Origin of the sequence: Glutamicibacter sp. 363 (assembly GCF_052379505.1) — a bacterium.
In the GTDB taxonomy this organism is placed as follows: Bacteria; Actinomycetota; Actinomycetes; order Actinomycetales; family Micrococcaceae; genus Glutamicibacter.
In genome coordinates this window covers 1-23,696 of the sequence record NZ_JBQSYR010000021.1, presented here as the reverse complement: position 1 = coordinate 23,696, position 23,696 = coordinate 1, and the positions used below count along the sequence as shown (strand labels likewise).

The 23,696-nt window shown below is 64.7% G+C and carries 26 protein-coding genes and 1 tRNA gene; 12 read left to right on the top strand and 15 right to left on the bottom strand.

Going from position 1 to position 23,696, the window contains the following annotated elements:
• The first annotated feature begins 16 nt into the window (after nucleotides 1-16).
• Complete coding sequence (locus tag ACT3UA_RS13375; protein ID WP_096284409.1) at nucleotides 17-259, top strand: DUF5703 family protein; 243 nt, start codon at nucleotides 17-19, stop codon at nucleotides 257-259.
• Here the strand turns inward: ACT3UA_RS13375 and ACT3UA_RS13370 are convergent.
• The 5 genes from ACT3UA_RS13370 to ACT3UA_RS13350 form a co-directional block, all read right to left on the bottom strand.
• Nucleotides 248-1,387 carry an acyl-CoA dehydrogenase family protein gene (locus ACT3UA_RS13370; RefSeq protein ID WP_096284407.1) on the bottom strand — a complete coding sequence of 380 codons (1,140 nt, stop codon included), beginning with the start codon at nucleotides 1,385-1,387 and terminating at the stop codon, nucleotides 248-250. The genes ACT3UA_RS13375 and ACT3UA_RS13370 overlap by 12 nt on opposite strands.
• A gap of 11 nt (nucleotides 1,388-1,398) precedes the next feature.
• Entirely contained in the window at nucleotides 1,399-2,715 is a 1,317-nt protein-coding gene (locus tag ACT3UA_RS13365) for a M20/M25/M40 family metallo-hydrolase (RefSeq protein WP_096284405.1), read from the bottom strand.
• Nucleotides 2,716-2,794: 79 nt separating this feature from the next.
• Nucleotides 2,795-3,757: a TAXI family TRAP transporter solute-binding subunit gene (locus ACT3UA_RS13360; RefSeq protein WP_255248364.1), complete on the bottom strand. Its 963-nt coding sequence runs from the start codon at nucleotides 3,755-3,757 to the stop codon at nucleotides 2,795-2,797.
• On the bottom strand, nucleotides 3,750-5,186 hold the full coding sequence (locus ACT3UA_RS13355) for a sensor histidine kinase (protein ID WP_141393492.1): 1,437 nt from the start codon (nucleotides 5,184-5,186) through the stop codon (nucleotides 3,750-3,752). Before ACT3UA_RS13355 ends, ACT3UA_RS13360 begins: the two co-directional genes overlap by 8 nt.
• Nucleotides 5,183-5,848: a response regulator transcription factor gene (locus ACT3UA_RS13350; protein WP_096284503.1), complete on the bottom strand. Its 666-nt coding sequence runs from the start codon at nucleotides 5,846-5,848 to the stop codon at nucleotides 5,183-5,185. Before ACT3UA_RS13350 ends, ACT3UA_RS13355 begins: the two co-directional genes overlap by 4 nt.
• Before the next feature lie 263 nt (nucleotides 5,849-6,111).
• Here ACT3UA_RS13350 and ACT3UA_RS13345 point away from each other — a divergent pair, with 263 nt between their 5' ends.
• From ACT3UA_RS13345 to ACT3UA_RS13325, 5 genes are all read left to right on the top strand, one after another.
• Nucleotides 6,112-7,413 (top strand): Nramp family divalent metal transporter, encoded by a 1,302-nt coding sequence (locus ACT3UA_RS13345; RefSeq protein WP_096284401.1) that lies wholly within the window; start codon nucleotides 6,112-6,114, stop codon nucleotides 7,411-7,413.
• 113 nt (nucleotides 7,414-7,526) lie between these two features.
• Complete coding sequence (locus tag ACT3UA_RS13340) at nucleotides 7,527-8,189, top strand: NADPH-dependent F420 reductase (RefSeq protein WP_096284399.1); 663 nt, start codon at nucleotides 7,527-7,529, stop codon at nucleotides 8,187-8,189.
• A gap of 266 nt (nucleotides 8,190-8,455) precedes the next feature.
• A tRNA-Leu gene (locus ACT3UA_RS13335) sits at nucleotides 8,456-8,539 on the top strand.
• Nucleotides 8,540-8,747: 208 nt separating this feature from the next.
• Nucleotides 8,748-8,921, top strand: coding sequence for an antitoxin VbhA family protein (locus tag ACT3UA_RS13330; protein ID WP_176484109.1), 174 nt, complete (start codon nucleotides 8,748-8,750; stop codon nucleotides 8,919-8,921).
• Nucleotides 8,922-8,940: 19 nt separating this feature from the next.
• Nucleotides 8,941-9,528: a Fic/DOC family protein gene (locus ACT3UA_RS13325; RefSeq protein WP_176484108.1), complete on the top strand. Its 588-nt coding sequence runs from the start codon at nucleotides 8,941-8,943 to the stop codon at nucleotides 9,526-9,528.
• A gap of 251 nt (nucleotides 9,529-9,779) precedes the next feature.
• On the opposite strand, the gene ACT3UA_RS13320 is transcribed toward ACT3UA_RS13325, so the two are convergent.
• Nucleotides 9,780-9,944 carry a hypothetical protein gene (locus ACT3UA_RS13320; protein WP_176484107.1) on the bottom strand — a complete coding sequence of 55 codons (165 nt, stop codon included), beginning with the start codon at nucleotides 9,942-9,944 and terminating at the stop codon, nucleotides 9,780-9,782.
• A 224-nt stretch (nucleotides 9,945-10,168) separates the two neighbouring features.
• On the opposite strand from ACT3UA_RS13320, the gene ACT3UA_RS13315 reads away from it, so the two are divergent.
• The gene (locus tag ACT3UA_RS13315; protein ID WP_096284395.1) at nucleotides 10,169-10,366 is read left to right on the top strand and encodes a type II toxin-antitoxin system HicB family antitoxin; all 198 of its coding nucleotides are present in this window, start codon (nucleotides 10,169-10,171) and stop codon (nucleotides 10,364-10,366) included.
• A gap of 425 nt (nucleotides 10,367-10,791) precedes the next feature.
• The gene (locus ACT3UA_RS13310; RefSeq protein WP_096284393.1) at nucleotides 10,792-11,979 is read left to right on the top strand and encodes a glycosyltransferase; all 1,188 of its coding nucleotides are present in this window, start codon (nucleotides 10,792-10,794) and stop codon (nucleotides 11,977-11,979) included.
• A gap of 5 nt (nucleotides 11,980-11,984) precedes the next feature.
• Here ACT3UA_RS13310 and ACT3UA_RS13305 read toward each other — a convergent pair whose 3' ends face one another.
• From ACT3UA_RS13305 to ACT3UA_RS13285, 5 genes are read right to left on the bottom strand one after another with little or no spacing between them, the layout of a single operon-like run.
• On the bottom strand, nucleotides 11,985-12,962 hold the full coding sequence (locus ACT3UA_RS13305) for a cation diffusion facilitator family transporter (RefSeq protein WP_255248363.1): 978 nt from the start codon (nucleotides 12,960-12,962) through the stop codon (nucleotides 11,985-11,987).
• On the bottom strand, nucleotides 12,959-13,321 hold the full coding sequence (locus tag ACT3UA_RS13300) for an ArsR/SmtB family transcription factor (protein ID WP_096284391.1): 363 nt from the start codon (nucleotides 13,319-13,321) through the stop codon (nucleotides 12,959-12,961). Before ACT3UA_RS13300 ends, ACT3UA_RS13305 begins: the two co-directional genes overlap by 4 nt.
• 55 nt (nucleotides 13,322-13,376) lie before the next feature.
• On the bottom strand, nucleotides 13,377-14,231 hold the full coding sequence (locus ACT3UA_RS13295; RefSeq protein WP_096284389.1) for a MaoC family dehydratase: 855 nt from the start codon (nucleotides 14,229-14,231) through the stop codon (nucleotides 13,377-13,379).
• Nucleotides 14,232-15,569 (bottom strand): 3-oxoacyl-ACP reductase, encoded by a 1,338-nt coding sequence (locus ACT3UA_RS13290; protein WP_096284387.1) that lies wholly within the window; start codon nucleotides 15,567-15,569, stop codon nucleotides 14,232-14,234.
• Nucleotides 15,570-16,865 (bottom strand): acetyl-CoA C-acetyltransferase, encoded by a 1,296-nt coding sequence (locus ACT3UA_RS13285; protein WP_096284385.1) that lies wholly within the window; start codon nucleotides 16,863-16,865, stop codon nucleotides 15,570-15,572. It abuts the gene before it with no gap.
• Nucleotides 16,866-16,930: 65 nt separating this feature from the next.
• On the opposite strand from ACT3UA_RS13285, the gene ACT3UA_RS13280 reads away from it, so the two are divergent.
• Nucleotides 16,931-17,608, top strand: a complete 678-nt coding sequence (locus tag ACT3UA_RS13280; RefSeq protein WP_444616926.1) for a TetR/AcrR family transcriptional regulator — start codon at nucleotides 16,931-16,933, stop codon at nucleotides 17,606-17,608.
• A 19-nt stretch (nucleotides 17,609-17,627) separates the two neighbouring features.
• On the top strand, nucleotides 17,628-19,637 hold the full coding sequence (locus ACT3UA_RS13275) for an acyl-CoA dehydrogenase family protein (RefSeq protein ID WP_096284381.1): 2,010 nt from the start codon (nucleotides 17,628-17,630) through the stop codon (nucleotides 19,635-19,637).
• A 51-nt stretch (nucleotides 19,638-19,688) separates the two neighbouring features.
• Here the strand turns inward: ACT3UA_RS13275 and ACT3UA_RS13270 are convergent, their stop codons facing one another.
• The 3 genes from ACT3UA_RS13270 to ACT3UA_RS13260 all read right to left on the bottom strand — a co-directional run bounded on the left by ACT3UA_RS13270 (nucleotide 19,689) and on the right by ACT3UA_RS13260 (nucleotide 20,911).
• Nucleotides 19,689-20,129 carry a VOC family protein gene (locus ACT3UA_RS13270; RefSeq protein ID WP_096284379.1) on the bottom strand — a complete coding sequence of 147 codons (441 nt, stop codon included), beginning with the start codon at nucleotides 20,127-20,129 and terminating at the stop codon, nucleotides 19,689-19,691.
• A gap of 98 nt (nucleotides 20,130-20,227) precedes the next feature.
• Complete coding sequence (locus ACT3UA_RS13265; protein ID WP_217990346.1) at nucleotides 20,228-20,689, bottom strand: isochorismatase family protein; 462 nt, start codon at nucleotides 20,687-20,689, stop codon at nucleotides 20,228-20,230.
• A gap of 3 nt (nucleotides 20,690-20,692) precedes the next feature.
• On the bottom strand, nucleotides 20,693-20,911 hold the full coding sequence (locus ACT3UA_RS13260) for a hypothetical protein (RefSeq protein ID WP_217990345.1): 219 nt from the start codon (nucleotides 20,909-20,911) through the stop codon (nucleotides 20,693-20,695).
• On the opposite strand from ACT3UA_RS13260, the gene ACT3UA_RS13255 reads away from it, so the two are divergent.
• On the top strand, nucleotides 20,904-21,860 hold the full coding sequence (locus ACT3UA_RS13255) for a GlxA family transcriptional regulator (protein WP_096284377.1): 957 nt from the start codon (nucleotides 20,904-20,906) through the stop codon (nucleotides 21,858-21,860). The genes ACT3UA_RS13260 and ACT3UA_RS13255 overlap by 8 nt on opposite strands.
• Before the next feature lie 120 nt (nucleotides 21,861-21,980).
• On the opposite strand, the gene ACT3UA_RS13250 is transcribed toward ACT3UA_RS13255, so the two are convergent.
• The gene (locus ACT3UA_RS13250) at nucleotides 21,981-23,009 is read right to left on the bottom strand and encodes a hypothetical protein (RefSeq protein ID WP_096284375.1); all 1,029 of its coding nucleotides are present in this window, start codon (nucleotides 23,007-23,009) and stop codon (nucleotides 21,981-21,983) included.
• 483 nt (nucleotides 23,010-23,492) lie between these two features.
• Here ACT3UA_RS13250 and ACT3UA_RS13245 point away from each other — a divergent pair.
• A partial coding sequence (locus ACT3UA_RS13245) for a hypothetical protein (protein ID WP_444616922.1) occupies nucleotides 23,493-23,696 on the top strand: 204 nt, incomplete at its 3' end.

Here is a 23,696-nt window from a genome sequence, read left to right as displayed (position 1 = left end):
TTTCGATAGGGGTGTAATGCTTCAGGAATTAATCAAGGCTCCGCTGCACTTGAATAATGACGACCGTTACGAGTATCTGGTGATCACCGCGTTCCCTGCAGAATCCAAGCAGGTGGCACGGGCCGCCTTGCGCGAGCATTCGGATAACGGCAAATGGGAGCTGATGCGCACCTTGCGCTACGAGGGCGGAGCGAGCAAATATTGGCTGCGCCGCAAGGTGATCCGGGTGGTCAGCACCTTGGAGCGCTCAGGGCTCTAGGGGACCCACCAGCCAGCTGGCCACGGTATTCTCCGCCGAGGCGGCATTGGATGGGTGATACCAGCTGGCTTGCACGTCGCGGTAGAGCCGCTCGAATTCGCTGCCGCGGAAATATCCGCCGCCGCCGAGCAGCTGCCCGGCGGCCTCGACGTTTTCGCGTGCGCTCTGCCCGGCGAGGGTGCGCAGCGTGACCAGGCGCGGGAACCAGCCCGGCCCGTGCGCTACCTGCCCTTCCAGATCCGCGGCGATCGCGCGCTGCAGGGCGTCCAGGCTGAGCATTCGCATCCCGGCCTGGGCCAGCACTCCCCTGGCGCGCACGTCCTGGGTGTAGCTGCCCCCGTCCTGGTGCGTGCGCTGGCGCAGCGCCGCCTGCGAAAGCTCCACGGCGCGTTCGGCGATCCCGACATATACGCTCGCGGTGAGCGTGAGGAACGAGGCGAAGATTCCGAAGACCAGCGGATCTGCGTTCGGACCCACCTCGAGCCGGGTGTGCACCCAGCTGGCCGGGGCCACTGCGCCTTCCAGTTTGGTGGTGTGCGACTGGCTGGCGCGCATGCCCAAGGTATCCCAGTCCTCCAGCGAGCGGACCCCGGCGCCGCGGGAGACGAACCCGTGCACCAGTTCCCCGCTGGCCTCGTCCTTGCCGAATACGCCAAGCCGGGTGAAGGCCGGGGACAGCGAGGTGAAGATCTTCGTGCCGGTGAAGCTGACGGACCCATCGGCCAGGGTTCTCGCCGCGGTGTTCGAATCGAAGAGCACCGAGTCGTTTCCGGGTTCGGAGATCCCGAAGGCCATTATCTCCCCGGCGGCGATCCACTCGGTGACCATCTGAAGGCGCGCGTCCCCCCGGGCGGCGAGCAGATAGGCGACGCCGGCCCAGACCTGGTGCATATTGATCGCCAGGGCGGTGCCCGGCGCGGCGGTGGCCAGCCGGCGTTGGGCCAGCACCAGCTGCTCGAAGCTCCAGCCCAAACCGCCGGAGGATTCGGGCACCAGGGCCTTGAGATAGCCCAGGGCCGCTAATTCCTCGAAGTCCTCCGTGGCAAAGGCATTGGCGGCATCATAGCCGCCGGCGCGTTCGCGGAAGCGGGACAGCAGCTCATCGCTGAGGATTTGTTCGATAGGCACGTTGGCTACTCCTAGTAGTTGCGCAATAGTCGGTCAAGGACGCGGGTTCCGAACTGCAGCGCCGAGATCGGCACCCGCTCGTCAACTCCGTGGAACATTCCGGTGAAATCAAGATCCTTGGGCAGCTGCAAGGGGGCAAAACCGTAGCCGGTGATCCCCAGCTTCGCCAGCGCCTTATTGTCGGTGCCGCCGGAGAGCATGTAGGGCAGGACCACCGCCTCGGGGTCCTCGGCCACCAGCGCCTGCACCATCGAATCGACCAGCTCGCCGCCAAAGGGCACCTCCAGCGACTGCTGGTCTTGGAGCAGCGTGAGCTCCACGTGCTCGCCGGCCAGCTCGCGCAGTTTCTCGATGGTGGATTCGTGCTCCATGGGCAGGGTGCGGCAATCGATCAGCGCCTCGGCATAGCCGGGCAGCACATTGTGCTTGTAGCCGGCCTTGAGCACCGAGGGGTTTGAGGTGTTCTGCAGGGTGGCGCCGACGAAGCGGCTGGTATCCCCCAAGGCCTGCAGCAGCGGTGCGGGGTTCGCTTCGTCGAATTCGGTGCCGCAGATGACCGCCAGCTCCTCGAAGAGCGCGCGGGTGGTTTTCGTGTAGGACAGTGGCCACTGGTATTCACCGATCCGGGCCACCGCGGCGGCCAGGGCCGTCACCGCGTTGCGCGGATTGAGCTGCGAGCCGTGTCCGGCCACCCCGTGCGCGGCGAGCTTGATCCAGGCGATGCCCTTCTCCGCGGTTTGCACCAGGTAGGCGCGTTGCCCGGCGATCTCGGTGGAGAATCCGCCGACCTCGCTGATCGCTTCCCCGGCCCCGGCGAAGACCTCCGGATGCTGCTCCACCATCCACATCGAGCCCCAGTCGCTGCCGGCCTCCTCGTCGGCGAAGAAGGCGATGACCAGATCCCGGCGCGGGCTGATCCGCTCGCGCATCAGCCGCCGGATCACCGCGACGATCATCGCGTCCATGCCCTTCATGTCCACCGCCCCGCGGCCCCAGATCATGCCGTCGATGAGCTCGGCGCCGAAGGGGTCCACGGACCAGTCCGCGGCGATCGCCGGGACCACGTCCAGGTGCCCATGCACCACCAGCGCCGGCAGGCTCGGGTCGCTGCCGGGGATCCTGGCGATCAGGTTCGCGCGTCCCGGCGCGGATTCGTGGATTGTCGAGGCCAGGCCGACCTCGGCGAACAGCCCCGCGATGTAGTCGGCGGCCTCGCGTTCGCCGCGGCTGTTGTTCTCGCCGAAGTTGGTGGTGTCGATGCTGATCAGCTTGCGGCAGATCTGCACCACTTCTTCTTGCATGAGCTCATAGGCGTGCGTGCTCGGCATCTTTGGATCCTCTGTTCGCGGTGGCGGCCGTAGTTGCTATCCACCCTAGTTCCCCACGGCCCATGGCGCGTTGGCCGCGCTAGCCATGGAGCCTGCGGTAGGTGGTTGCGGCCGCCGGATGCAGCCGCTGCCCGCCGGTGGAGATCAGCGTATCGGGGGTGAGATATTGGATGCCGGCGCTATTGCGCGGGATCAGTTCTCGCGCATGGTCCACCAAGAGCTCCACGATTCCCGCCGCCACCGGAGCCGGCAGCGCGGCGTTGGCCATCAGCAGGTTCGCTACACCCACGGTGTCCACCTCGGCCACCCCCGGATAGGTATAACGCGGAATGATCACATGCTCGTAGAGCCGCGGATACTCCGCCCGCAAGGCCGGCAGCACCCCCGCCAGATCGATCAGCCGGAGGTCCACCTCCCGCCCCAACGCCGTGATGGAGCTGACCGGGATTCCGCCGAAGAGCAAGAGCGCATCGATCTCCCCGGCTTCCAGGGCCTGCAGTCCGGCCACATAGCCCAACTGGCGTTCTCTGGGCTGGGTTCCTTCCTCCGCCAGCCCGGCGGCGGATAGGATGCGCTGCCCGGTCACCCAGGTGCCCGAACCCGGCGCCCCGGTACCCAGCCGCTGGCCGGAGAGGTCCGCCAGCGAGCGGATCCGGCTCCCGCGGCGCACGATGCAGTGGTAGTAGTTCTGGTAGACCCGGCCCAGGGCGACCAGCGAGGAATCCGCGGAGCGCTCGTGCTGGGCCACGGTGTCCGCCAGCGCCAGCGAGAGCCCGGCCTTCCCGTTCTCCAGCAGCTCGAGGTTCTCGACGCTCGCCTCGGTCACCAGGGCTTCCGAGTGCGCGGCGATGCCGTAGCGGACCAGGGCCGCGGCGAGCAGGTTGGCGAATTCAAAGTACATGCCCCCGCTTTCGCCGCCGGCCACATCCAGCCGCTCGATCAGCGCGCCCCTGGTGCAGGAGGCCAGCGCCGGCAGACCCAGGGCGCCCAGCCCGGCCCAGCGCAGCACGCTGCGCCGGCTCGGGTTCCCGTGCTCAGCCACCTTGGCCACCCCCGCCCGGCGCCTGGCCGCGCGGCATCACCAGGCTGAAGCACAGCCCACCGCCTTCGGCCGCCGCGACGCGCAGCTCTCCGGAGTTGGCGCGGGCCAGGCGCTCCACGATCGCCATGCCCAACCCGGTGCCGGGGGTCGCCCCGGACGGGTCCGCGCGCCAGAACCGTTCGGTCACCTGCGCCAATTGGGCTTCGCCAAGCCCGGGGCCGTGGTCCCGGATGCTGATCTCGACGAGTTCAGGCGCGGCCCGAAGGGTAGTTTCAATGGGCGCCCCGGCGGCATATTTCAGGCAATTCTCGTAGAGTTCGGCGAGCATCTGCTGCAGCTCGAACCCGTTGCAGGCCAGCAGAGCATCCGGTTCGTTCCCGGTTTCCAGCAGCAGCTCGGTGCCGCTTTGCCGGGCCGCCGTCGACTGCCGCTCGATTTCCTCGATCAGCAGTTCGCGCACCTTCACCGTTTCGACCTCCGCCGCGCGGGCAGCCAGGGCGCGGCCCGCGGCCTGCTCGGAGAGCCGATGATCCGCGCTGGCCAGTCGGAGCACCGCGTCCAGCAGCGACTCCACCCGGTGCAGTTCCTTCTCCACTGCCTGCACCGCCTGCGGGTCCGCCGCCGCTGGGAGACGCAGCTTGAGCAGATCCACCCGCAGTCGCAGCGCCGCCACGGGATTGCGCAGCTGGTGCGAGGTTTCGGCAATCAGCTCCCGCTGCGCGGCGAGGCTGGCGGTGAGCACATCGGACATCTTGCTGAAGGAGTGCGCCAACTCGCGCAGCTCCGGAGGCCCGGCGGCTTCCAAGGGGGACGAGGTCTTTGTCCTGGCCAGTTCCTTGGTGGCTTCATTGAGCCGGTGAATCGGCTTGAGCACCCAGGCGGTGACCCGGTCCGCGAGCAGCAGCAGCCCCGCCCCGGCCGCAATGCTCAACAGCACCACCCAAATCCAGCGTTCCAGCACCAGCTGGCGGGAGATGTCCAGGTTGATCTCCAGCAGCGCCGAGCCGAGCACCTGGGTGGAGTTGCCGAAGGGGCGGGCGATCAGCGCATTGCCGGTGGCGAAGGGGTTGATCGCGGGGATGTCGGTATGCGCGAGGTTCAGCTCGGTATTCTCCAAGGCCCGCACCACCTCCGGAGCCGTGGGGTCGAGCTGGCCGGAGGTCAGCGTTTCGCTGCCCAGGCGCACCAGCAGCGCTTCGTCATAGAGCTTGGAATAGGTGTCCATCTCCAGCTGCAGCTTGCCGTGCTCGGCCTCGGCCTCGGCTTCGGCCTGGGCGCCCAACTGGATGAATCTATTCAGCGACGCTTCGCGGCTCAGGCGCAGATCCTGGGCCGCATCCACGCTCGCGCTCTGCATCAGCACCGCGGAGACGATCACGACCAGCAGGGCCAGCAGCGAGCCCAGAATGGCGATGACGCGCAATCTCACGGGAGGCTTGCCTCGAGGCGGTAGCCAACTCCGCGCACGTTGATGATCATTCCGGGACGCTCGAGCTTGGCGCGCAATCCGGTCAGGTGCACATCCAGGGAGCGGGAAACGGCCACGAAGGCATCTCCCCAGAGGGCATCGAGGATCTGCTCCCGGGTGACCACCGAGCCGGCATGCTTGGCCAGCAGCGCGAGCAGGTCGAATTCCTTGGCGGTCAGGTTCAGCGCCCGCGCTCCCAACTGGGCCTCGCGCTTGTCCAGGTCGATGCCCAGCTCCCCTACCTGCAGCAGTGCGCTGACCGGCGAGCTCATCCGCGACCGGCGGGCCACCGCCTCGATGCGCGCGAGCAGCACCGTCAACCCGATCGGCTTGACCAGATAGTCGTCGGCGCCTTGGCGCAAACCGCGCACCACGCTGCGTTCGTCGTTGCGAGCGCTGAGGATCACCACCGGAGTGGTAGTCACCAGGCGCAGTTTGCGCAGCACCTCCAGCCCATCCATATCCGGCAGGCCGAGGTCCAGCAGGATCATATCCGCCTCCCGGTGCCGCAGCAGGGCGTCCTCCCCGCGGGTGACGCATTCGGAGGTGTGCCCGGCAGCTGCGACGGCGTCGGCAAGGGCCGTGGAGACGGCGTCGTCATCCTCGACGATGAGCAGCTGCAAGGCCACGTCCTTTCAATTCTTGGTGCACCACGCACTGTGAAGCACTTTATCAGCTGGTTTCGGCGGCTTACCGGCCCGTTGCTTTCCTAAGATTCACTTAAGAGTTGGCGCACGCCTTGGTTATGTCGCGCATCACCCATACATTAGATCTGTCTCTCTAGTGGCAGTGATGAAGATCAACGTCGATTCTTGCTCACACCCACAGCTCCGAGGCATCCCGGTACTCGCACCGGATACGAGCAAAAACTTTAAGGACTTCATTCATGGCCGAACAGCATCAACCGGGCGCCGAGGGCGCGCCGGTGCACGCCGACCACGACGGCGGCAGAGCACCAAAATGGAAGATTGTCGGCCCCGGACTGGTTGTTGCGGCAACCGGTGTGGGCGCCGCAGATATGGTCGCGACCCTGGTGGCCGGCAGCCAGTACGGCTACGCCCTGCTGTGGGCGGTGATCCTGGGCGTCATCCTGAAGATCGTTCTGGTCGAAGGCGCCGGACGCTACACGCTGGCCACCGGCCGGACGATCTTCGAGGGCTGGAAGTCCTTGGGCCGCTGGACCACCTGGTACTTCGGTCCCTACATCATCCTCTGGGGCTTCGTTTACGGCGCCACCGCGATGAGCTCGGCGGCGATGCCGCTGGCGGCCCTCTTCCCCGCGGTGGACCTGAAAATATGGGCCGTGCTGATGGGCCTTGCCGGCTTTGCCATGGTCTGGTTCGGCCGCTACTCCTTCTTCGAGAAGGTCACCGCGGTCCTCGTGGGCATCATGTTCGTCACCGTCGTCGGCTTGGCGATTATCGCGGTGCCGAACGTTCCGGAAATGCTCAAGGGCCTGGTGCCGATGATCCCATCCGGCGGCGTGGTCTATACCCTCGCCCTGGCCGGCGGCGTCGGCGGCACCATCACCCTGGCCGCCTATGGCTACTGGTTGCGTGAAAAGGGCTGGAACACCCCGAAGTGGATGCGCGTGATGCGCATCGACAACTCGATGGCCTACGTGATGACCGGCATCTTCGTGCTCGCCATGCTCGTGGTCGGCGCCGAGGTCGTTCGCTCGGCCGGCGTATCGATCTCCGCTGGCGACCGCGGCCTGCTGGACCTGGGCGAAGTGCTGAACGAGCGCTACGGCACCTTCGTCGGCACCGGATTCCTGGTGGGCTTCTGGGCCGCCTCGTTCTCCTCGATCATTGGCGTGTGGAACGGCGTTTCGCTGATGTTCGCCGACTTCTGGGGCCACATGCGCAAGAAGCCCGCCGGTCACAAGGACACGCTGACCGGCGGCAAGTACTTCAAGTTCTACGTCCTCTGGCTGACCTTCCCGCCAATGGTGCTGTTCCTCTTGGACAAGCCCATCGCGCTGATTCTCGCCTACGGCGTACTCGGCTCGCTGTTCATGCCGTTCCTGGCGATCACCCTGCTGGGCCTGCTCAACGGCAAGCGCATCCCCAAGGGATGGGCGAACCGCTGGCACACAAACATCGCACTGGGAATTACCGCGCTGCTGTTCATCTCGCTGGGCCTCCAGCAGCTCTGGAAGAACATCGCTCCGCTCTTTGGCGGTTAGCCAATCTCCATCTAGGCCACCGGCCCGAGTTCCGCACTCGGGCCGGTGGCCTTTTTCATGCGCCAACCCGGCAACTGCGGTTAGGCTTCAAGTACGAAGCTAGGAGGATCCATATGGGCCAGAGTCCACACCCAGCGGTGGCACGAATTGAACGCATTGGCATCCTGGGTGCCGGCCGCGCGGGCACCGCGTTGGCTCGTGCGGCCGCGTCGGCCGGCATCGCGGTCAATATCGCCTCCTCGCGGCCCGTGAGCCAGATGAAATACCATCTGGCCCAGTACGCTCCGCAGGCCCAGGCGGTGCCGGCCCAAGACATCGGTGCGGGTGTCGACCTCGTCGTCCTCATGGTCCCCCAGGAGGACCTGGATGAGGTGGCGCGGGACAGCCTGGCGGATCTGGTGCTGCTGGATGCGACAAACCGGTGGCAGGACGAGCCGTTGCCAGACTGGCTCGAACTCAGCCTGCGGGCCGGGCTATCCAGTTCCGAGGCCATTGCCGCGCATTTCCCGGAGTCCCGGATCGTCAAGGCGCTGAACCACATCAGCCACTGGGATTTGGACTCGGACGGATCGGCCAAAGCCGGCCAGCGGCGTGCGCTCGCGCTCGCCACCGATGATCCCGAAGGTGCTGGGCTCGCCGCGGCTTTGATCAGCGCACTGGGGTACGAACCGGTTCGCTTGGCGGATCTTGCCGCCGGCCGCTGGATGGAACCGGAGGGCGAGATCTTCAATCAGGTACTCGGCGCCGAGCAGCTACGGGCGATTGTGCAGGCCTAAGCTGCATCCGGCAGAACAAACTGCACTTTCGCTAAGGGGTGGCGCAAATCCTTCGCCGAACCCCAGAAATCGGCCGTTTTGCTGTGACGCTCAACACTGATTCGGTGAAAATTAATGCGAAACCACTGATCAAACACGAGTTTCCCGCATGATTCCGCGGAATTTGGAGCCCTGGCGGCCAATCCTGCCCGATTGGCAAACGTCGCCGGACGGTGGTAAAGTTTTACTTCGTTGCCAGCGATAACAACGCAGACAACGCATAACCTGCGCGGGTGGCGGAATAGGTAGACGCGCTAGCTTGAGGTGCTAGTCCTCGCAAGGGGGTAGGGGTTCAAGTCCCCTTTCGCGCACAGGTGAAATCCCCGGTTGACTTCGGTCAACCGGGGATTTTTTATAACTACTACCGTCGGCAATCTGAGGGTTAAGTCCCAACTAGGCGATCACCGAGGATTCATCTCAGCTCCGGCTCAGTTATTCAGGCGAAAACCCGCTCGTCTTAGTTGGATTAGCATCCCGGCGCCGGTAGAATAGTAGACACCAACACTTGCAGGAGCGCACATGTCTACACTTGAAATGCGATCTGGTTGGGTGGAAGAAGCCACTCACAGCGTTTACCTTGAAGGTTTGACCGTCAGCTCGGAATATGCTGAAGAATCAAAAAATTACGTTGCGGGTGATATCACTGCAGATGAGCTAGTGAGAATTACCCGGGAACGATATGGCCTCAAGTAGTAGTATCGAGGATCCATATTTGACCAGCCCCGATGGAGTTCTGAGGAACTTAGTCGGGGCCGACTCGTATCAAGCGCTCGCTGAGGCTGAAGCCGACCTATTCCACGCACGTGTCGTTCAACTTCGCGACCATGAACTAGTGGAACAAACTCGTGATGCCTGGGAAATAAGAGGCCTCCACAGGCATCTATTTCAAGATGTTTACGATTGGGCCGGCGAGTACCGGACCATCAATATGCGGCGGGGTTCAGGGCAATTTTTTGCGCCCAGTTCTCACATTCCCTTTCTTATCGACAATGTCATGTCCGAGCTGGCGAATCGCAACCATCTCAAAGACTTGGAGAAAGAAGAATTCATTGATTCACTTGCGAAATTCTACGACGAGCTCAACCACATTCACCCGTTCCGTGAAGGAAATGGCAGAATGCAACGAACTTACTGGTCGAGAATAGCGTTTTCCGCCGGTTGGTATTTGGTTTGGCAGCCTATACAAGGTAACGAATTGAACGAGACAAGTAGAATCGCAAGGGAAGATCTGAATCTAGAGCCTTTGCGTCGGGCTCTGGATAAATGTGTCACGGCCGTACCCCCGGTTTTAAGAACCTGAATTGTTCCACGTACCGTTGCACGGTGATTCATTTACCGCACCTGCTACTTTCATTGGCCCTGAGTCCCCGACTTCGGTCTGCCCGTCGATGCGTGGGATCAGGTGAGCTAGCGGTTGCCAGCTGTCCAAGTAGGTCTTGCTTGACTTCGCTGACTCCTCGGGAGGGCGACCACTGATCTACTCCGAGCACCGCAACGTCCGTGACCGTCGTGTAAGTTGTTTTAGCCATGGTGCAAGTATGGGAAACCCTGCTAGGCGTCTAGGAAGTCCAGGTAGCCCTCGAATAACTTTTTGCGGACTTCCGGCACGTTCGATTCACCGATAAGGTTCAGTTCGTCTGCGTGGTCATGGGCTCGGTGCGGGAAATAGCCGGCAGCGTCGCGTTCACGTTTCGAAATTAGCTGCATAAATGCCACGGACGTCCACTTCAACAATCGCGGCTGGTCCCAAACATTCCGGTTCAGCACAAAAAGCCTTGTTACATTTGGTTCACGAGAGTTTTCATTTTCCACTGAAACCACTGCGGCAGGATGGCTCCAATCGCGCTGCAATAGTTCAGTTGCAAACCCTAAGAATTCACCGCGCTTATTTAGTGAATTCGCCCCTTGATTCAGCTGCCCGCTAGGGCCATACCTTGGTCATGGAGATTGAAGTTCGGTACGTACACGCCGACGACGTCTATGCGGTCAGCGTTCCCGAGGTTGAAGGCGCTTTGACTCAGGCAAAAACCTGGGAGGAAGTGCCGCATATGGCACGTTCGGTGGTGGCCGACCTGACCGGCGTCGACATTGCGAGCGTGACCGTGGCAAGTGTTATCGAAATGGATGACGGCGACTAGCCTCCACGTTGGCCCCGAAGTATGCACCACCCTTGGCATGGCCAGCCCAGTTGCTATGGCATGCCCGGCGCTGCCTAAACCATCAGCGCTTCGATATCGCGATCGAATTCGTACGGGGCATTCGCTTCAACTGACCGGACATACCGACCCTTGAATGCTCACCGAACCCAAGGTCCACTCTCCAGAACTCGCTAAGTGGGCATGCAGTTGAGTGAAAAGTTGCCGGAATCGACTCATCGCCCTGCTTTATCGAGTCGACGGGTAGCAGCCCTATACGCGTGGGTGTTCTGCTTGCGCCACTTCCCCGTCCCCGATCTGCTGCACGGCGAGCCTGCCTGAGCCAACGCAAGGCGGCTATTGGTAATATCGACTCGACCCTCAATTGTCCTACGGTCATATTCTCGATCCGGCTGGAGCCTCTTTTCATGCGCATCGCCATGCTCTCCCTGCACACCTCCCCCATGCAGCAGCCCGGGTCCGGAGACGCCGGAGGCATGAACGTCTACATCCAGAATCTCTCCTATGCCCTCGGTGCGTTGGGGCACGAGGTGCATATGCTCACCCGCACCGCCGAGCCAAGCAGCAGCGCCGAAGTAACCCCGGGCGTGTGGATGCATCAGGTGCAGGTCGCCGCCGGCCAGGCGCTGAGCAAGGACGAACTGCCGGGTATCATCGATCCGGCCGCCGCACGGATCGCCGAGCATTTGAGCGAGCTGAAGATCGACATCGTGCACGCGCACTATTGGCTTTCGGGCCTGGTCGGGCGGCAGCTTGCCGCGGCGTGGCGGGTGCCGCTGGTGCTCACCATGCACACCTCGGCGGCGGCCAAGGAGTTCGAGTCCGGACTACCCGAGCCGGAGCTGCGCAAGGAGTCCGAGCGGACCTTGCTGGCCCAGGCCGACCGGGTGATCGCCAATACCCCCGTCGAGGCCGCCCAGCTCGAGCGCTTCTACCGGCTCGAACGCGAGCGGCTCGACGTGGTGCTCCCGGGGGTCGACCACCGCATTTTCCACCCGGAGCAGGACAAGCTTGCCCGCCCCCTGGGCGAGGATGACCTGCATCTGGTTTATGCCGGGCGCATGCAGCGGCTGAAGGGCGCGCATCTGCTCATCGAGGCGCTGGGCATTGCCCAGCGCAGCGCACCCGAGCTGCGCATTACCGCCTCGCTCTTCGGCGCGCTGTCCGGCGGCGGGGACTACGACCTGCCAGCCCTGGGCCGCCGCGAAGGCGTCGCCGAGCGCTTGAGCTTCTTCGGTCCGCTGCAGCCGGCCGAACTGGCAGCGGTTTTCGCCAACGCCGATGTGGTGGCCGTGCCCTCGCTTTCGGAGACCTTCGGGCTGGTCGCCGCCGAGGCGCAGGCCTGCGGCACTCCGGTGCTGGCCAATCGGGTCGGCGGATTGGGCTACGCGGTGGACGATGGGGTTTCGGGCTGGCTGATTCCCGAACCCTCGGCACAACTGTGGGCGCAGCAGCTGATCGAGCTGGCCCGCAATCCGGCGCGGGTGACCCGGGCCGGGCATGCGGCCCTGGAGCATTCGGGCGAATTCACCTGGGAGCGGGCCGCGGTGTCCACGCTGGCCAGTTACCGCATGTCCTGCCAATGCCGTTCCTAAGCGGTTCAGCGCCGCGGCTCGCCGGTGGACGCGGTGATCACCATGTCCTCGAGCTTGGGCAGCGCCGCGGCTAAACGGAGCTCGGCCTCGGCGGTGATCCCTTGGATCTGCGAGAGTGGCGCGTCGGCGACGAGGATCGTTGAGCTGCCCTGCAGCCGGTGCCCCACCCAGCGCAATTGCAGCCGCGATACTTCCAGCACCCCGGGAGCGCCCGCCAGCGCGGTCTGCGCGCGGGAAACCAGTTCGGGCTCGATCCCGTCCATCAGCCGCCGGCCGATGCTTTTGACCGTCCCGGCGAGCAGCACGATGATCGCCGCGGATATCAGCAGGCCGATGATCGGATCGGCCAGCGGGAAGCCGAGCATCACGCCCACCGCGCCGAAGACCACGGCCAGGGAGGTGAAGCCGTCGGTGCGCGCATGCACCCCGTCGGCCACCAGCGCGGCCGAGCCGATCTTCTGCCCGACCCGGATCCGGTAGACCGCCACTAGCTCGTTGCCGGCAAAGCCGATCACCCCGGCGGCGAGCACCCACCACAGGTTCTGCAGCGGCTGCGGGTTGACAAGCCGCTCGATCGAATGCCAGGCGGCGAGCACCGCGGAGAGCGCGATGACCAGCACGATGAACAGCCCGGCCAGGTCCTCGGCCCGTCCGTAGCCGTAGGTATAGCGTTTGCCCGCCGCCTTGCGGCCCAGGATGAACGCGATCCACAGCGGCACGGCGGTCAGCGCATCGGAGAAGTTGTGGATGGTGTCTGCCAGCAGCGCCACGGACCCGCTGAAGACCACCACGATCACCTGCAGCACCGTGGTGGCCAGCAGGATCACCATGCTCAGCTTCAGCGCGCGGATGCCCTCCCGGTTGGCCTCCATGGCGTCGTCGATGGAATCGGCGGCATCGTGGCTATGCGGCATGAACAGCTCGATCAGCCACCCCTTGAATCCGGTGCGGTGCGTGTGCACGTGGTCAGCGGTGGTGTTCACGGTGTGCCTCGCTCGCCGCGGTGGTGCGCGGGCACGCCGCCCAGGGCATGTTCGGCCTGGTAGATCGCGTCGGCCACCAGCTTCCTGGCATGCTCGTTCTCCAGCCGGTACAGCACCTTGGTGCCGTCCTGGCGGGTGGAAACCATCCGGGCCAGCCGCATCTTGGCCAGATGCTGGGAGACCGCGGCCGGGGATTTGCCCACGATGCCGGCCAGCGCGCCCACGGCCATTTCGCCTTCGCGCAGGGCCAGGATGATCCGTACCCGGGTGGCGTCGGCGAGCATGGAGAAGACCTCTACCGCGAGTTCCACATACTGGCTGTCCACCTGCAGCGCACAAACTCTCTTATCTGCATTCATACGCACATTATGGCATTGCAGGCCTTCCCCCGCTAGAGCCCGCCGCCACCGGGCGCTAAACCTCGCGGGCCAGCCGAAGCTCGAAGTGCGGTTTGCCCTTGCGCGGATTCCAGCCCTGCACCGCGAACCCCGTTGCGCTGGGCACAAAGGCCAAATCCACCGCGGCCGGCAGCACCACCGGCGTCCGGAATTCGATCTCCCACTCGTAGTTCCCGCTGGCGGGCTCGATCGCGGCCAGTGCGCGGGCGGCCAGATAGACGCCGTGCGCGATCGCCCCGGGCATGCCCAAGGCCCTGGCGCTCAGCGCGCTGAGGTGAATCGGGTTGTAGTCCCCCGCCACCGCGGCCCAGCGCCGTCCGGTGCCGCCGTCCAGTTTCCAGGCGGCGGTGCGTTGCGGCGGCACAAAGCGCTCATGGGCCTTAGCCGGCGTGTCTCCGCCCAGCGTCACGCCCTTGGCCAGAAAGGTGCTGCGCAGCGTGAGCCGGGTTTCCCCGGCGACCACGATCTTCACCACCAGATCGCAGCAGGCCCCCTTGGCGTGCGCCACCAGGTTTTCGGCATTCACCTCGACGTCGAAGACCTCCTCCTGGCCCAGCGGCTCGGTGACCGAGACCTGGTTGCCCAGGTGGATCATGCCCAGCAGCGGCAGCGGGAAGTCGCCGCGCAGCATCAGCGACATCGCCAGCGGGAAGGCCAGCGAGTGCACGTACAGGCTCGGAAGCTTGCCGTTGGCCGGCGCGCTCACCGCTTGGCGGTAGGCGGCCAGTTTCGCTTGATCCGCTCGGGCACCTTGGAAGATCAGCGTCACCTCGGGCAGCACCGGATTTTTCGGCTTGCGCGTGAGGGTTTTCACCGCCCGGGCATAGACCGCGGCCATAGTCGGGATTTCGGTGACTAGCTCGGCGCCCATCTAGGCACCCACCAGCGACTGGCCGCAGACGCGCAAGGTCGAACCGTTCAGCCCGGCCGCCGCGTCGGAGCCGAGGAAGGCGATGGCCTCGGCCACGTCCACCGGCAATCCGCCCTGCATCAGCGAGGGCAGCACCAAGCGCGCCACCGTGCGGGTGCCCAGCGGGATCTTCGCGGTCATCTCGGTTTCGATGAACCCGGGGGCCACCGCGGCGATCGAGCCGCCGTGCTCGGCGAACAGCCCCGCGCTGGCGCGCACCATGCCGATCACCCCGGCCTTGCTCGCCGCATAGTTCGTCTGCCCGCGGTTGCCGGCGATCCCGGAGGTGGAAGCCAGCGAGACCACGCGCAGACCCGGCAGCTTCGCGGCGAGGAAGACCTCGTTCATGCGCAGCTGGGCGGAGATGTTCACCGCGATCACCGAGTCCCAGCGCCCGGCGTCCATATTCGCCAGCAGCTTGTCCCGGGTGATGCCGGCATTGTGCACCACCAGATCCAGCTCGCCGTGGCGGGACAGGGCGTGATCCAGGATCCGCGCCCCGGCGTCCGTGGCGGTGACATCCAGCTGCAAGGTGGTGCCGCCGACCTCATTGGCCACCTTGGCCAGCGCATCCCCGGCGGCCGGCATATCCACCAGCACCACCTGCGCCCCATCGCGGGCCAGCGTGCGGGCGATGTCCGCGCCGATGCCGCGGGCGGCGCCGGTGACCACCGCCACCTTGCCGCGCAGCGGGGCACGGAAATCTGCCGGAAGCTCCCCGTACTCGGTGCGCACGCGAAGGAATTGGCCGTCCACATAGGCGCTGCGCCCGGAGAAGAAGAAGCGCAGGGCGCCCAGCGCACTCGGGCTGTCCAGCTGGGTTTCGTTTTCCAGCACGATGCCGTTGGCCGTGGCCCCGGCGCGCATTTCGCGTCCAAGCGAACGGATGAGACCATCGATGCCCTGGCGCACCGCGGCCACCGCGGGAGCATTCTCGGCCAGCGCGGGACGGGAGAAGGAGACCAGGCGCGCCCCGGGGACCAGCTGGCGCAGCGCGGCGCCGGTACTCAGCATCAGCTCCGAGAGCTGTTCGGGGTCGGTGAGCTCATCGAGCAGCAGCACGATCCCGCCGAGTTTGCTCTGCCCCGCGTCGTGCCGGCGTACGTCCAGCCCCCAGGAGACCAGGGTGTCGCACAGCTGTTGGGCGCGTGCGGAGGCGCCGAGCACCAGCACCGGGCCGGGCAGCAGCGCGGTGTCCGGGGTGTAGCGGCGCAGCCGCGGCGGACGGGGCAGCCCGAGCAGCTTGGCCAGCTTCTTGGTCATTCCGCTATTAACTAGTTCCAGGTACTTATCTGCCATTTAGCTTCGTGCCTCCAAGATTGCCACTACGCCCTGTCCCCCGGCGGCGCACACCGAAATCAGTGCGCGCCCCGAACCCTTTTCATGCAGCATTTTCGCGGTGCTGGCGATCAGCCGCCCGCCGGTGGCGGCGAACGGGTGCCCGGCGGCCAGCGAGGAGCCGTTGACGTTCAGCTTAGCCCGGTCAATGGAGCCCAGCGGCGCATCCAGCCCGAGCTTTTCGCGGCAGAACTCCTCCGACTCCCAGGCCTTCAGCGTGGCGAGCACGGTGCCGGCGAAGGCCTCGTGGATCTCGACGAAGTCGAAGTCACCCAGGGTGAGGCTATTGCGCGCCAGCAGCCGGGCGGTGGCGTAGGCCGGGGCCATCAGCAGCCCCTCGGCGCCGTGCACGAAGTCCACCGCGGCGGCCTCGAAGTCCACGAAGTTCGCCAGCATCGGCAGGTCGTTGGCCGCCGCGAACTCTTCACTGCCCAGCAGGACCGCGGAGGCCCCGTCGGTCAGCGGGGTGGAGTTCGCCGCGGTCATCGTCGCCTCCTCGCCCAGGTTCTTGCCGAAGGCCGGCTTGAGCTTGGCCAGCTTTTCCATGCTCGAGTCGGGCCGCAGGTTATTGTCCCTGGCCAGGCCGTTGAAGGCGGTGAGCAGGTCGTCGAAGAAGCCGCGCTCGTAGGCGGCGGCCAGATTCTGGTGGCTGGCCAGCGCCAGCTCGTCCTGTTCCGCCCGGGTGACGCCCCAGGCGTGGGTGGTGATCGCCTGGTGCTCGCCCATGGACAGCCCGGTGCGCGGCTCGCCGGTGCCCGGCGCCGAAGGGGCCAGATGCGCCGGGCGCAGCTTGGACAGGGCGGTCAGCTTGGCCTTGGTGCTGCGCGCGCGGGAGAGTTCCAGCAGCACTGCGCGCAGCCCCTCCGAGACGACGATCGGCGCGTCACTGGTAGTGTCCACCCCGCCGCCGATGGCCGAGTCGAGCTGGCCGAGCTTGATCTTGTTGGCCAGCGAGCCGATGGCCTCCATGCCGGTGGCGCAGGCCATCTGCACGTCGTAGGCCGGGGTGGCGGCGTCCAGCGAGCTGCCGAGCACCGACTCGCGGACCAGGTTGAAGTCCTTGGAGTGCTTGAGCACCGCGCCGCCGGCCACGGCGCCCAGGCGCGCACCCTGCAGGCCGAAGCGGGCCACCAGCCCTTCCAGTGCGGCGGTGAACATGTCCTGGTTCGAGACGTTGACGTAGGCGGTGTTCGAACGGGCGAAGGGAATGCGGTTGCCACCGATGATGACTGCATTGCGCACTGGCTGGTCGGCCATGAAGGAACTCCTGGAGGTTGTGAGAAGTATTACTGTAACCAAGAGTACATGATACTCTGGGTTACGTGAACAAGATCACCCCAGATATCGACTCGGCTACCGACGGGCGTTCGGCCCGCTGGCAGGCGCACCGCAGCCAGCGCCACGAGGAGCTGCTCAAGCTCGCCCGCAAGGCGGTGCACAAGCTCGGCCCGCAGGTCTCCATGGAGGAGATCGCGGCGCACGCCAAAACCTCCAAGCCGGTGTACTACCGCTACTTCGGTGACAAGGAGGGCCTGCGCCAGGCGCTGGGCGCCGTGGTCATCTCCGACTTCCGCGACTCCATCATCGCCGCCGGGCTCGCCGAGGGCGACGAGGCCGGGGCGCTGCGCGCAATGGTCACCGCCTACTTGGAATTGGCCAAGGGCAGCCCGAACCTGTACTTCTTCGTCACCGCGCAGACCCCGGATGTGCTCACCGCCCCGGACCGCGCGGCCACCGGCTCCACCGGGGTGCTGAATGCCTTCTTCGACGAAGTCACCTCGCTGATGAACGAACGGCTCAGCGCGCACTTCGCCGCGCACACGCTCACCCCCTCCAACGCCACCGCGCTCTGGCCGCGCGCGGCGCTGGGCATGATCCGCTCCGCCGGGGAGCTCTGGCTGCGCCAGCCCGACGCCCCGGGCAAGCCGAGCCTGAATGAACTAGCCGAGGCGCTGAGCGGCTGGCTCACCCACGGCATCTCCACCAACTCCCGCTCCTAGCATCCGAAAGGCCCCACTTATGACCAGCATCAATGTCCAAGCCCTCGCCGAACAGCTGCTCGGCCCCTACGCCGAGATCCGTAAGGCCTCCCGGGCCCGCGCCGCGGACCCGAAGCTGCAGCGCGACCCCGCCTGGTCCATGGACGAGCACCGCGAGCAGGTGCTCGGCCAGCTGAAGATCCTCGTCGAGCAGAAGGCCGTGCAGCGTGCCTTCCCGAAGGAATTCGGCGGGCAGGATGACCACGGCGGATCCATCGCCGCCTTCGAGGAACTCGTCGCCGCGGACCCCTCGCTGCAGATCAAGGCCGGGGTGCAGTGGGGGTTGTTCGCCGGAGCCATCATGCATCTGGGCACCGCCGAGCACCACGCCAAATGGCTGCCCGGTGCGATGAACCTCCAGGTACCCGGCGCCTTCGCGATGACCGAGATCGGCCACGGCTCGGACGTCGCCGCGGTGGCCACCACCGCCACCTATGATCCGGCCAGCGAAGAGTTCATCATCCACACCCCCTTCGCAGCGGCCTGGAAGGAATTTCTGGGCAACGCCGCACTGCACGGCACCGCCGCCACCGTATTCGCCCAGCTGATCACCAACGGCGTCAACCACGGGGTGCACTGCTTCTACGTGCCGATCCGCGACGCCAACGGCGAGTTCCTGGCAGGCATCGGCGGCGAGGACGACGGGCTCAAGGGCGGGCTGAACGGCATCGACAACGGCCGGCTGCACTTCACCCAGGTGCGCATCCCGCGCAGCAACCTGCTCAACCGCTACGGTGACGTCGCCGCCGACGGCAGCTACAGCTCCCCGATCTCCTCCCCGGGCCGGCGCTTCTTCACGATGCTCGGCACCCTGGTCCAGGGCCGTGTCTCGCTGGACGGCGCGGCCACCGGCGCGTCGAAGATGGCCCTGCAGATCGCGGTGACCTACGGCAACCAGCGCCGCCAGTTCAACAGCGTCTCGGACACCGAGGAGACCACGCTGCTGGACTACCAGCGCCACCAGCGCCGGCTGCTGCCCCGGCTGGCGCGCACCTATGCGGCCAGCTTCGCCCACGACGAGCTGCTGGACAAGTTCGATGCGGTCTTCTCCGGCCGCGAGGACACCGACGAGGACCGCCAGGACCTGGAAACCCTGGCCGCGGCGCTCAAGTCGCTGAGCACCTGGGATGCGCTGGACACCATCCAGGAGGCCCGCGAGGCCTGCGGCGGCGCCGGCTTCATCGCCAAGAACCGCTTCACCCAGCTGCGCGCGGACCTGGACGTCTACGTGACCTTCGAGGGCGATAACAACGTGCTGCTGCAGCTGGTGGGCAAGCGTCTGCTCACCGACTACGCCGCGGAATTCCGCAAGCTCGATACCGGGGCGATGGCCCGCTACGTGGCCAAGCAGGTGGGCACCACCGCGCTGCACCGCTCGGGGCTGCGCAGCGTCGGCCAGGCCTTCGTGGACATCTCCGACGAGCGCAAGAGCGCGAACTTCTTCAAGGATCCGGAGAACCAGCGCGAACTGCTCACCGACCGGATCAATGCGAAGGTGGCCGAGGTGGCCACCGCGTTGCGCGCCGCCGGCAAGGACAAGCTCAAGGCCGCCAACGCCTTCAACGAGAACCAGGAATTGCTCATCGCCGCCGCCCGCGCGCACGGCGAGCTGCTGCGCTGGGAGGCCTTCACCGCCGCGCTGGAGAAGATCTCCGACGAGCCGACCCGCGAGGTGCTCACCTGGCTGCGCGATGTCTTCGCGCTGAGCGTGATCGAAGACGATCTGGGCTGGTTCCTGGGGCACGGGCGGCTGTCCATGCAGCGCGCGCGCACCCTGCCGGGCTACATCAACCGGTTGCTCGCGCGCCTGCGCCCGCACGCCCAGGAGCTGGTCGACGCCTTCGGCTACACCCAGGAGCACCTGCGCGCGGAGATCTCCAGCGGCATCGAAGCCGAACGCCAGGATGAGGCGATGGCGTACTTCGCCAAGCTGCGCGCCAGCGACCAGGCCCCGGTCAGCGAGAAGTCGCTGAAGAAGGCCAAGGCCTAGTTGCTCGAGCAGGCCCGCCGGCGGAATGCTCCGCCGGCGGGCCTGCGGCGTTTAAATCGGCTGCGCGAGCGCGACCAGGATCCCCTCGGGCCCGCGCACGTAGGCCATCTGCCAGCTGCCCTGGTATTCGCCGATGCCGCCGACCAGCTCATAGCCCTCGGCCTGCAGCCCGGCGACCATGCCGCGCAGGTCCTCCACCTCAAAGGCGACGTTGCGGATGCCCAGTTCGTTGGCCATCGCCTCCGGCAACCCGGGCCCGTGGTCGGGCCGCTCGAAGCTGGACAGCTCGATCCCCGTGGCACCATCCTCGGCCAGCAGCATCACCACGTCGGTGCGCGATCCGGGGATCCCGCAGACGGTTTCCAGAAACTCGCCCTCCATCCCGTCCACGCGCCCGGCGACGTGCATCCCCAGGCTCACGAAGAATTCGGTCACCGCATCCAGATCGGCGACGGTGATTCCCACATGGTCGAACTTCTTGATCCGTGGCATGGCGCTGTCCCTTCGGGTTTCGTGTGGCGCAAGTCCACATGCTACGCCCGCCCGGCGCCGGGCACCACAGCTGCTCAGGTTTTCTGCTTACAAAGAGGTCATAGCCGCCCGATAATCGACGCGGTCGACTCAAGCGAGGCGAACCCGCCGCCCGATAAGTTGGTGGCGCTCACCTGCGTGAGCTGTTCGGCGCTAATCTCCAAGCCATCGTCCCCTGCGAGATCGAAGGTATGGCAGGCATCGATGGCCACCTGCGTGTTGAAGCCCAGGTTTCCGGCCATCCGCGCCGTGGTCTCCACGCACATATTGGTTTGTATGCCGCACAGGACGATGTGGCTGATGTTCTGCCCGCTGAGCCAGCTTGCCAGGTCCGGGGTTCCGCAGAACGAAGAATTCACGGTTTTAGTGATCTTGACGCTCGGAATGACATTTGCCAGGAAGGGCTTCAGCTTCGACGTCGCGTGCTGCGGGTGGAAAGTTGAATCGATGAGCTTGGAAATGTGGGTGACGATGACGATCGGCAAACCGCGCTCTTGCCAGCAAGCGAGCAGCCGCTGCATATTCTATTCGGCCTCGGGGTTGTTTCGCCTCCCCCAGTGCTCGGCGCAGTCGAAAGTTTGCTGCACGTCGATCATGATCAGTGCGGGATTTGCCGATGGCGCGAATTGGTCGATGTTGATTTCATTCATGGTTGCTACTTTTCCGCCGGAACGGCGCAGATCATGAGCGGCAGTTTTGACACTGTTCGATGATTTACCGCCAAATAATTGTGGAATGCTCACCGTAGCCCTTTTGCTAATGCCAGGATCCAGGCTTTTTGACGTTGCCATCGTCGCCGAGACCTGGGCAACCGAACGAATCTCGTCGCCGCCCTTGGATCTGGAGCTTCGTCGATGCTCCGCTGAATCGGGGCTCGTAGAGCTGACCGACGGGGCTAGGTGCGCTGCGGATGGCTCCCTCGCGTGGGCAGCCAATGCGGACGTTTTGCTGATCCCCGGGTTAGCCAATCCCGACAGCATTCCAGATACCAAATACCTGCGAGCCATCAGCGCAGCGCACCAACGCGGGGCGATCGTCGCTTCGCTCTGCTCGGGCGCCTTCGTCCTGGCGCAGACCGGACTGCTGGATGGACAGAGCGCAACCACGCACTGGGCCTTGACCGATGAATTCGCCCAACGATTTCCGCAAGTCGACGTGGACCCATCGGCGCTCTTCGTCGGCAGCAATCGCCTCTGGACCTCGGCCGGCGTGGCAGCGGGAATCGATTTAAGCATCCACTTGATCCGCCAGTTGTGCGGCGGAAAGATCGCCACAACGGTTTCTCGTTCCATGGTGATGGCCCCGCACCGCGCCGGAGGCCAGGCGCAATTTGTCCGCACCCCGGTAGCCCTCAAGGATGCCGATGGGCAGGCGCTTCACGCCGTGCGCAGCCTGCTGCAAGAAGATCCAAGCCAATCCCGTACGGTCGCTGACTATGCCAGGCACGCCTGCATGACCGAACGGACCTTTCTTCGACGCTTCGCGGCCGAAACGGGAACGACACCGCAGCAATGGGTGATGCGGTGGCGCGTCGAGGAGGCCAGCGCGTTGCTGGAGGAAAGCACCAACTCGATTGCCGAGATCGCGCGGGCGGTCGGCTATGCGACACCGGTTTCTTTCCGCCAGAGATTCCGGGCGATCAAGGGAGTGGCCCCGGCTGAATACCGCAAGGCTTTCCAGCAGCGGGGCTAGCGCGGAGCCCCCGATTGCCACCGGTCTGCCCGCGGAAAATCGCGGCTTTCTTGCACCAATTCCGCGCAACGCGCGCAGTGTGACGCTCGATCAGAGCCTTTGAAATAGGCCAGGGCCCGCCTAGTTGCTGCTCTTCGCCGCCTCCAGCGCCCGGTAGGCATTGATCAGCGCGGCGGTTTCGATTGCAGTTTTAAGGTCGGGCATGGAGATGACGTGCTGCTGGTGGTAGCCCATATCGATCAGCACCGCGGGACCATCGCCGGTGATGAACCCCCTGTCATAAATATCCGACCGGTAACCCCAGCCACCATAGTCCAACGCCTTGATGTCTTTAATATGGACGCCTTTGATGCCGCCATAGTCCAGCTTCATGACCTTCCAAAAGCCGGAGGCCACGAACCGGGTTCCCGCCGCGTCCACCACAAAGGTCCCGGCGAAAAAGATCCAGCAGATGGCTCCCGCAATCACCGAGGAAAAAACGAGATAGAACTGATCCATATACCAGCCGACAAGCACCGCCAGCAGCGCAATCGTCACCAGTAGATAGCGCAGCGGTGCCACCCGCAACGGGATTTCGTGGACTACGCGGTGCGCGGCGCGGTCCTCCTGGGTTCGCGATGCCGCGGAAGCCGGATCATTGGCTAGTTCATCCGCCCGAACGGCTTCCAGGCTTTGTTCGCGCACGATCTCCTTGGGACGGTAGGCCATAACGGTTGCAAATCCAGCCAGAACGGAAACGACAATAGCTCCGGCAATGACCGGACTGGACAGCGCAGCATGTTCTGTGGTCGGGCGATCAAGCTGCCCGGCCACGAGTGCGAGAAACAGGCCGGTAACCATGGTGCTCAAGGCGACGCCGAAGCCCAATCCGATGCGTGCAAGCATAAGTGAATGCGCACGGAGCAAGATCGCCGACCAGCATATGGCAACGCCAATAAACACCGTCAGCAGCATGGTCGAAATGGCCACGTTGGCAAGAGTGGCAAACTCGTCAACCTCACCCCTGCCGTTCCAGTGAACGGCAAGTTTTGCAGGCAATCGGCTTTGCACGCTGTACATCCACCCGCAGGCGCTCAACGCCAGGACTAGCAACCCGACGATGCTTCCGATAGCCCAATTCCTGCTGTACGTCTTCTTCTGTTCCGCCACGGCGCCCTTTCGCCTACCAGACCCTAAAGCCCATTCATTAGAATGAACACTACCAAGTGAAATTGGAGTCATCAAAGAACCTGCAGGATATTTTCCGAACAACGCGATGGCCTAAATACGCATACCGAAGGGGTCGCGGCAACGAATCCATCGCTTGCGACCCTGATGGCAACCTGCTCTAACTCGGCAATACTCTGAGCAGTAAAAGCGGGACGCCATTTTTTGCTTCGCATAAATACTTGATCGAGCCCCATGTGGACTTCCACGAAACCCTTTCCTGCGCCAAAGGCTTAGAGCGCCAGCACGCTCCCCCGTCTCGCAGAGCGGAAGGCTTCAATTACCCCCTACGCTCCAACGGAAAAGTTGCGCCCCTCTTCTTCTTGACCTGCCAGTCGCCGTCCAAAAAATTATTTAATTTCACGCTTATCCACAGTTGGTGAACACCGCCCCAAACCCTCCACACCACCCCTATACAGTGGAAATATGTTCGAAGAACACACCGAAGCCAACAAAGACTTCGAAACCCAGCCCCCACCCAGGCCACCCACCCCCGGCGTCCTGGACCAACCCATGCCCTTCATCGAGGACCTCAACATCCGCCTAGCCACCATCCTGGAACACGGCAACCAAGCCACCCTCACCCAAACCATCGACGACCTCGAACGGCTCAAAGCCAGCTGCAGCGCA

What these genes read in the sequence shown, in the direction of transcription:
- ACT3UA_RS13375 (WP_096284409.1), top strand. Translation starts at nt 17, where the DNA reads ATGCTTCAGGAATTAATCAAGGCTCCGCTGCACTTGAATAATGACGAC.
- ACT3UA_RS13365 (WP_096284405.1), bottom strand. Translation starts at nt 2,715, where the DNA reads ATGCCGAGCACGCACGCCTATGAGCTCATGCAAGAAGAAGTGGTGCAG.
- ACT3UA_RS13345 (WP_096284401.1), top strand. Translation starts at nt 6,112, where the DNA reads ATGGCCGAACAGCATCAACCGGGCGCCGAGGGCGCGCCGGTGCACGCC.
- ACT3UA_RS13340 (WP_096284399.1), top strand. Translation starts at nt 7,527, where the DNA reads ATGGGCCAGAGTCCACACCCAGCGGTGGCACGAATTGAACGCATTGGC.
- ACT3UA_RS13330 (WP_176484109.1), top strand. Translation starts at nt 8,748, where the DNA reads ATGTCTACACTTGAAATGCGATCTGGTTGGGTGGAAGAAGCCACTCAC.
- ACT3UA_RS13315 (WP_096284395.1), top strand. Translation starts at nt 10,169, where the DNA reads ATGGAGATTGAAGTTCGGTACGTACACGCCGACGACGTCTATGCGGTC.
- ACT3UA_RS13310 (WP_096284393.1), top strand. Translation starts at nt 10,792, where the DNA reads ATGCGCATCGCCATGCTCTCCCTGCACACCTCCCCCATGCAGCAGCCC.
- ACT3UA_RS13300 (WP_096284391.1), bottom strand. Translation starts at nt 13,321, where the DNA reads ATGAATGCAGATAAGAGAGTTTGTGCGCTGCAGGTGGACAGCCAGTAT.
- ACT3UA_RS13295 (WP_096284389.1), bottom strand. Translation starts at nt 14,231, where the DNA reads ATGGGCGCCGAGCTAGTCACCGAAATCCCGACTATGGCCGCGGTCTAT.
- ACT3UA_RS13290 (WP_096284387.1), bottom strand. Translation starts at nt 15,569, where the DNA reads ATGGCAGATAAGTACCTGGAACTAGTTAATAGCGGAATGACCAAGAAG.
- ACT3UA_RS13285 (WP_096284385.1), bottom strand. Translation starts at nt 16,865, where the DNA reads ATGGCCGACCAGCCAGTGCGCAATGCAGTCATCATCGGTGGCAACCGC.
- ACT3UA_RS13275 (WP_096284381.1), top strand. Translation starts at nt 17,628, where the DNA reads ATGACCAGCATCAATGTCCAAGCCCTCGCCGAACAGCTGCTCGGCCCC.
- ACT3UA_RS13270 (WP_096284379.1), bottom strand. Translation starts at nt 20,129, where the DNA reads ATGCCACGGATCAAGAAGTTCGACCATGTGGGAATCACCGTCGCCGAT.
- ACT3UA_RS13265 (WP_217990346.1), bottom strand. Translation starts at nt 20,689, where the DNA reads ATGCAGCGGCTGCTCGCTTGCTGGCAAGAGCGCGGTTTGCCGATCGTC.
- ACT3UA_RS13255 (WP_096284377.1), top strand. Translation starts at nt 20,904, where the DNA reads ATGCTCACCGTAGCCCTTTTGCTAATGCCAGGATCCAGGCTTTTTGAC.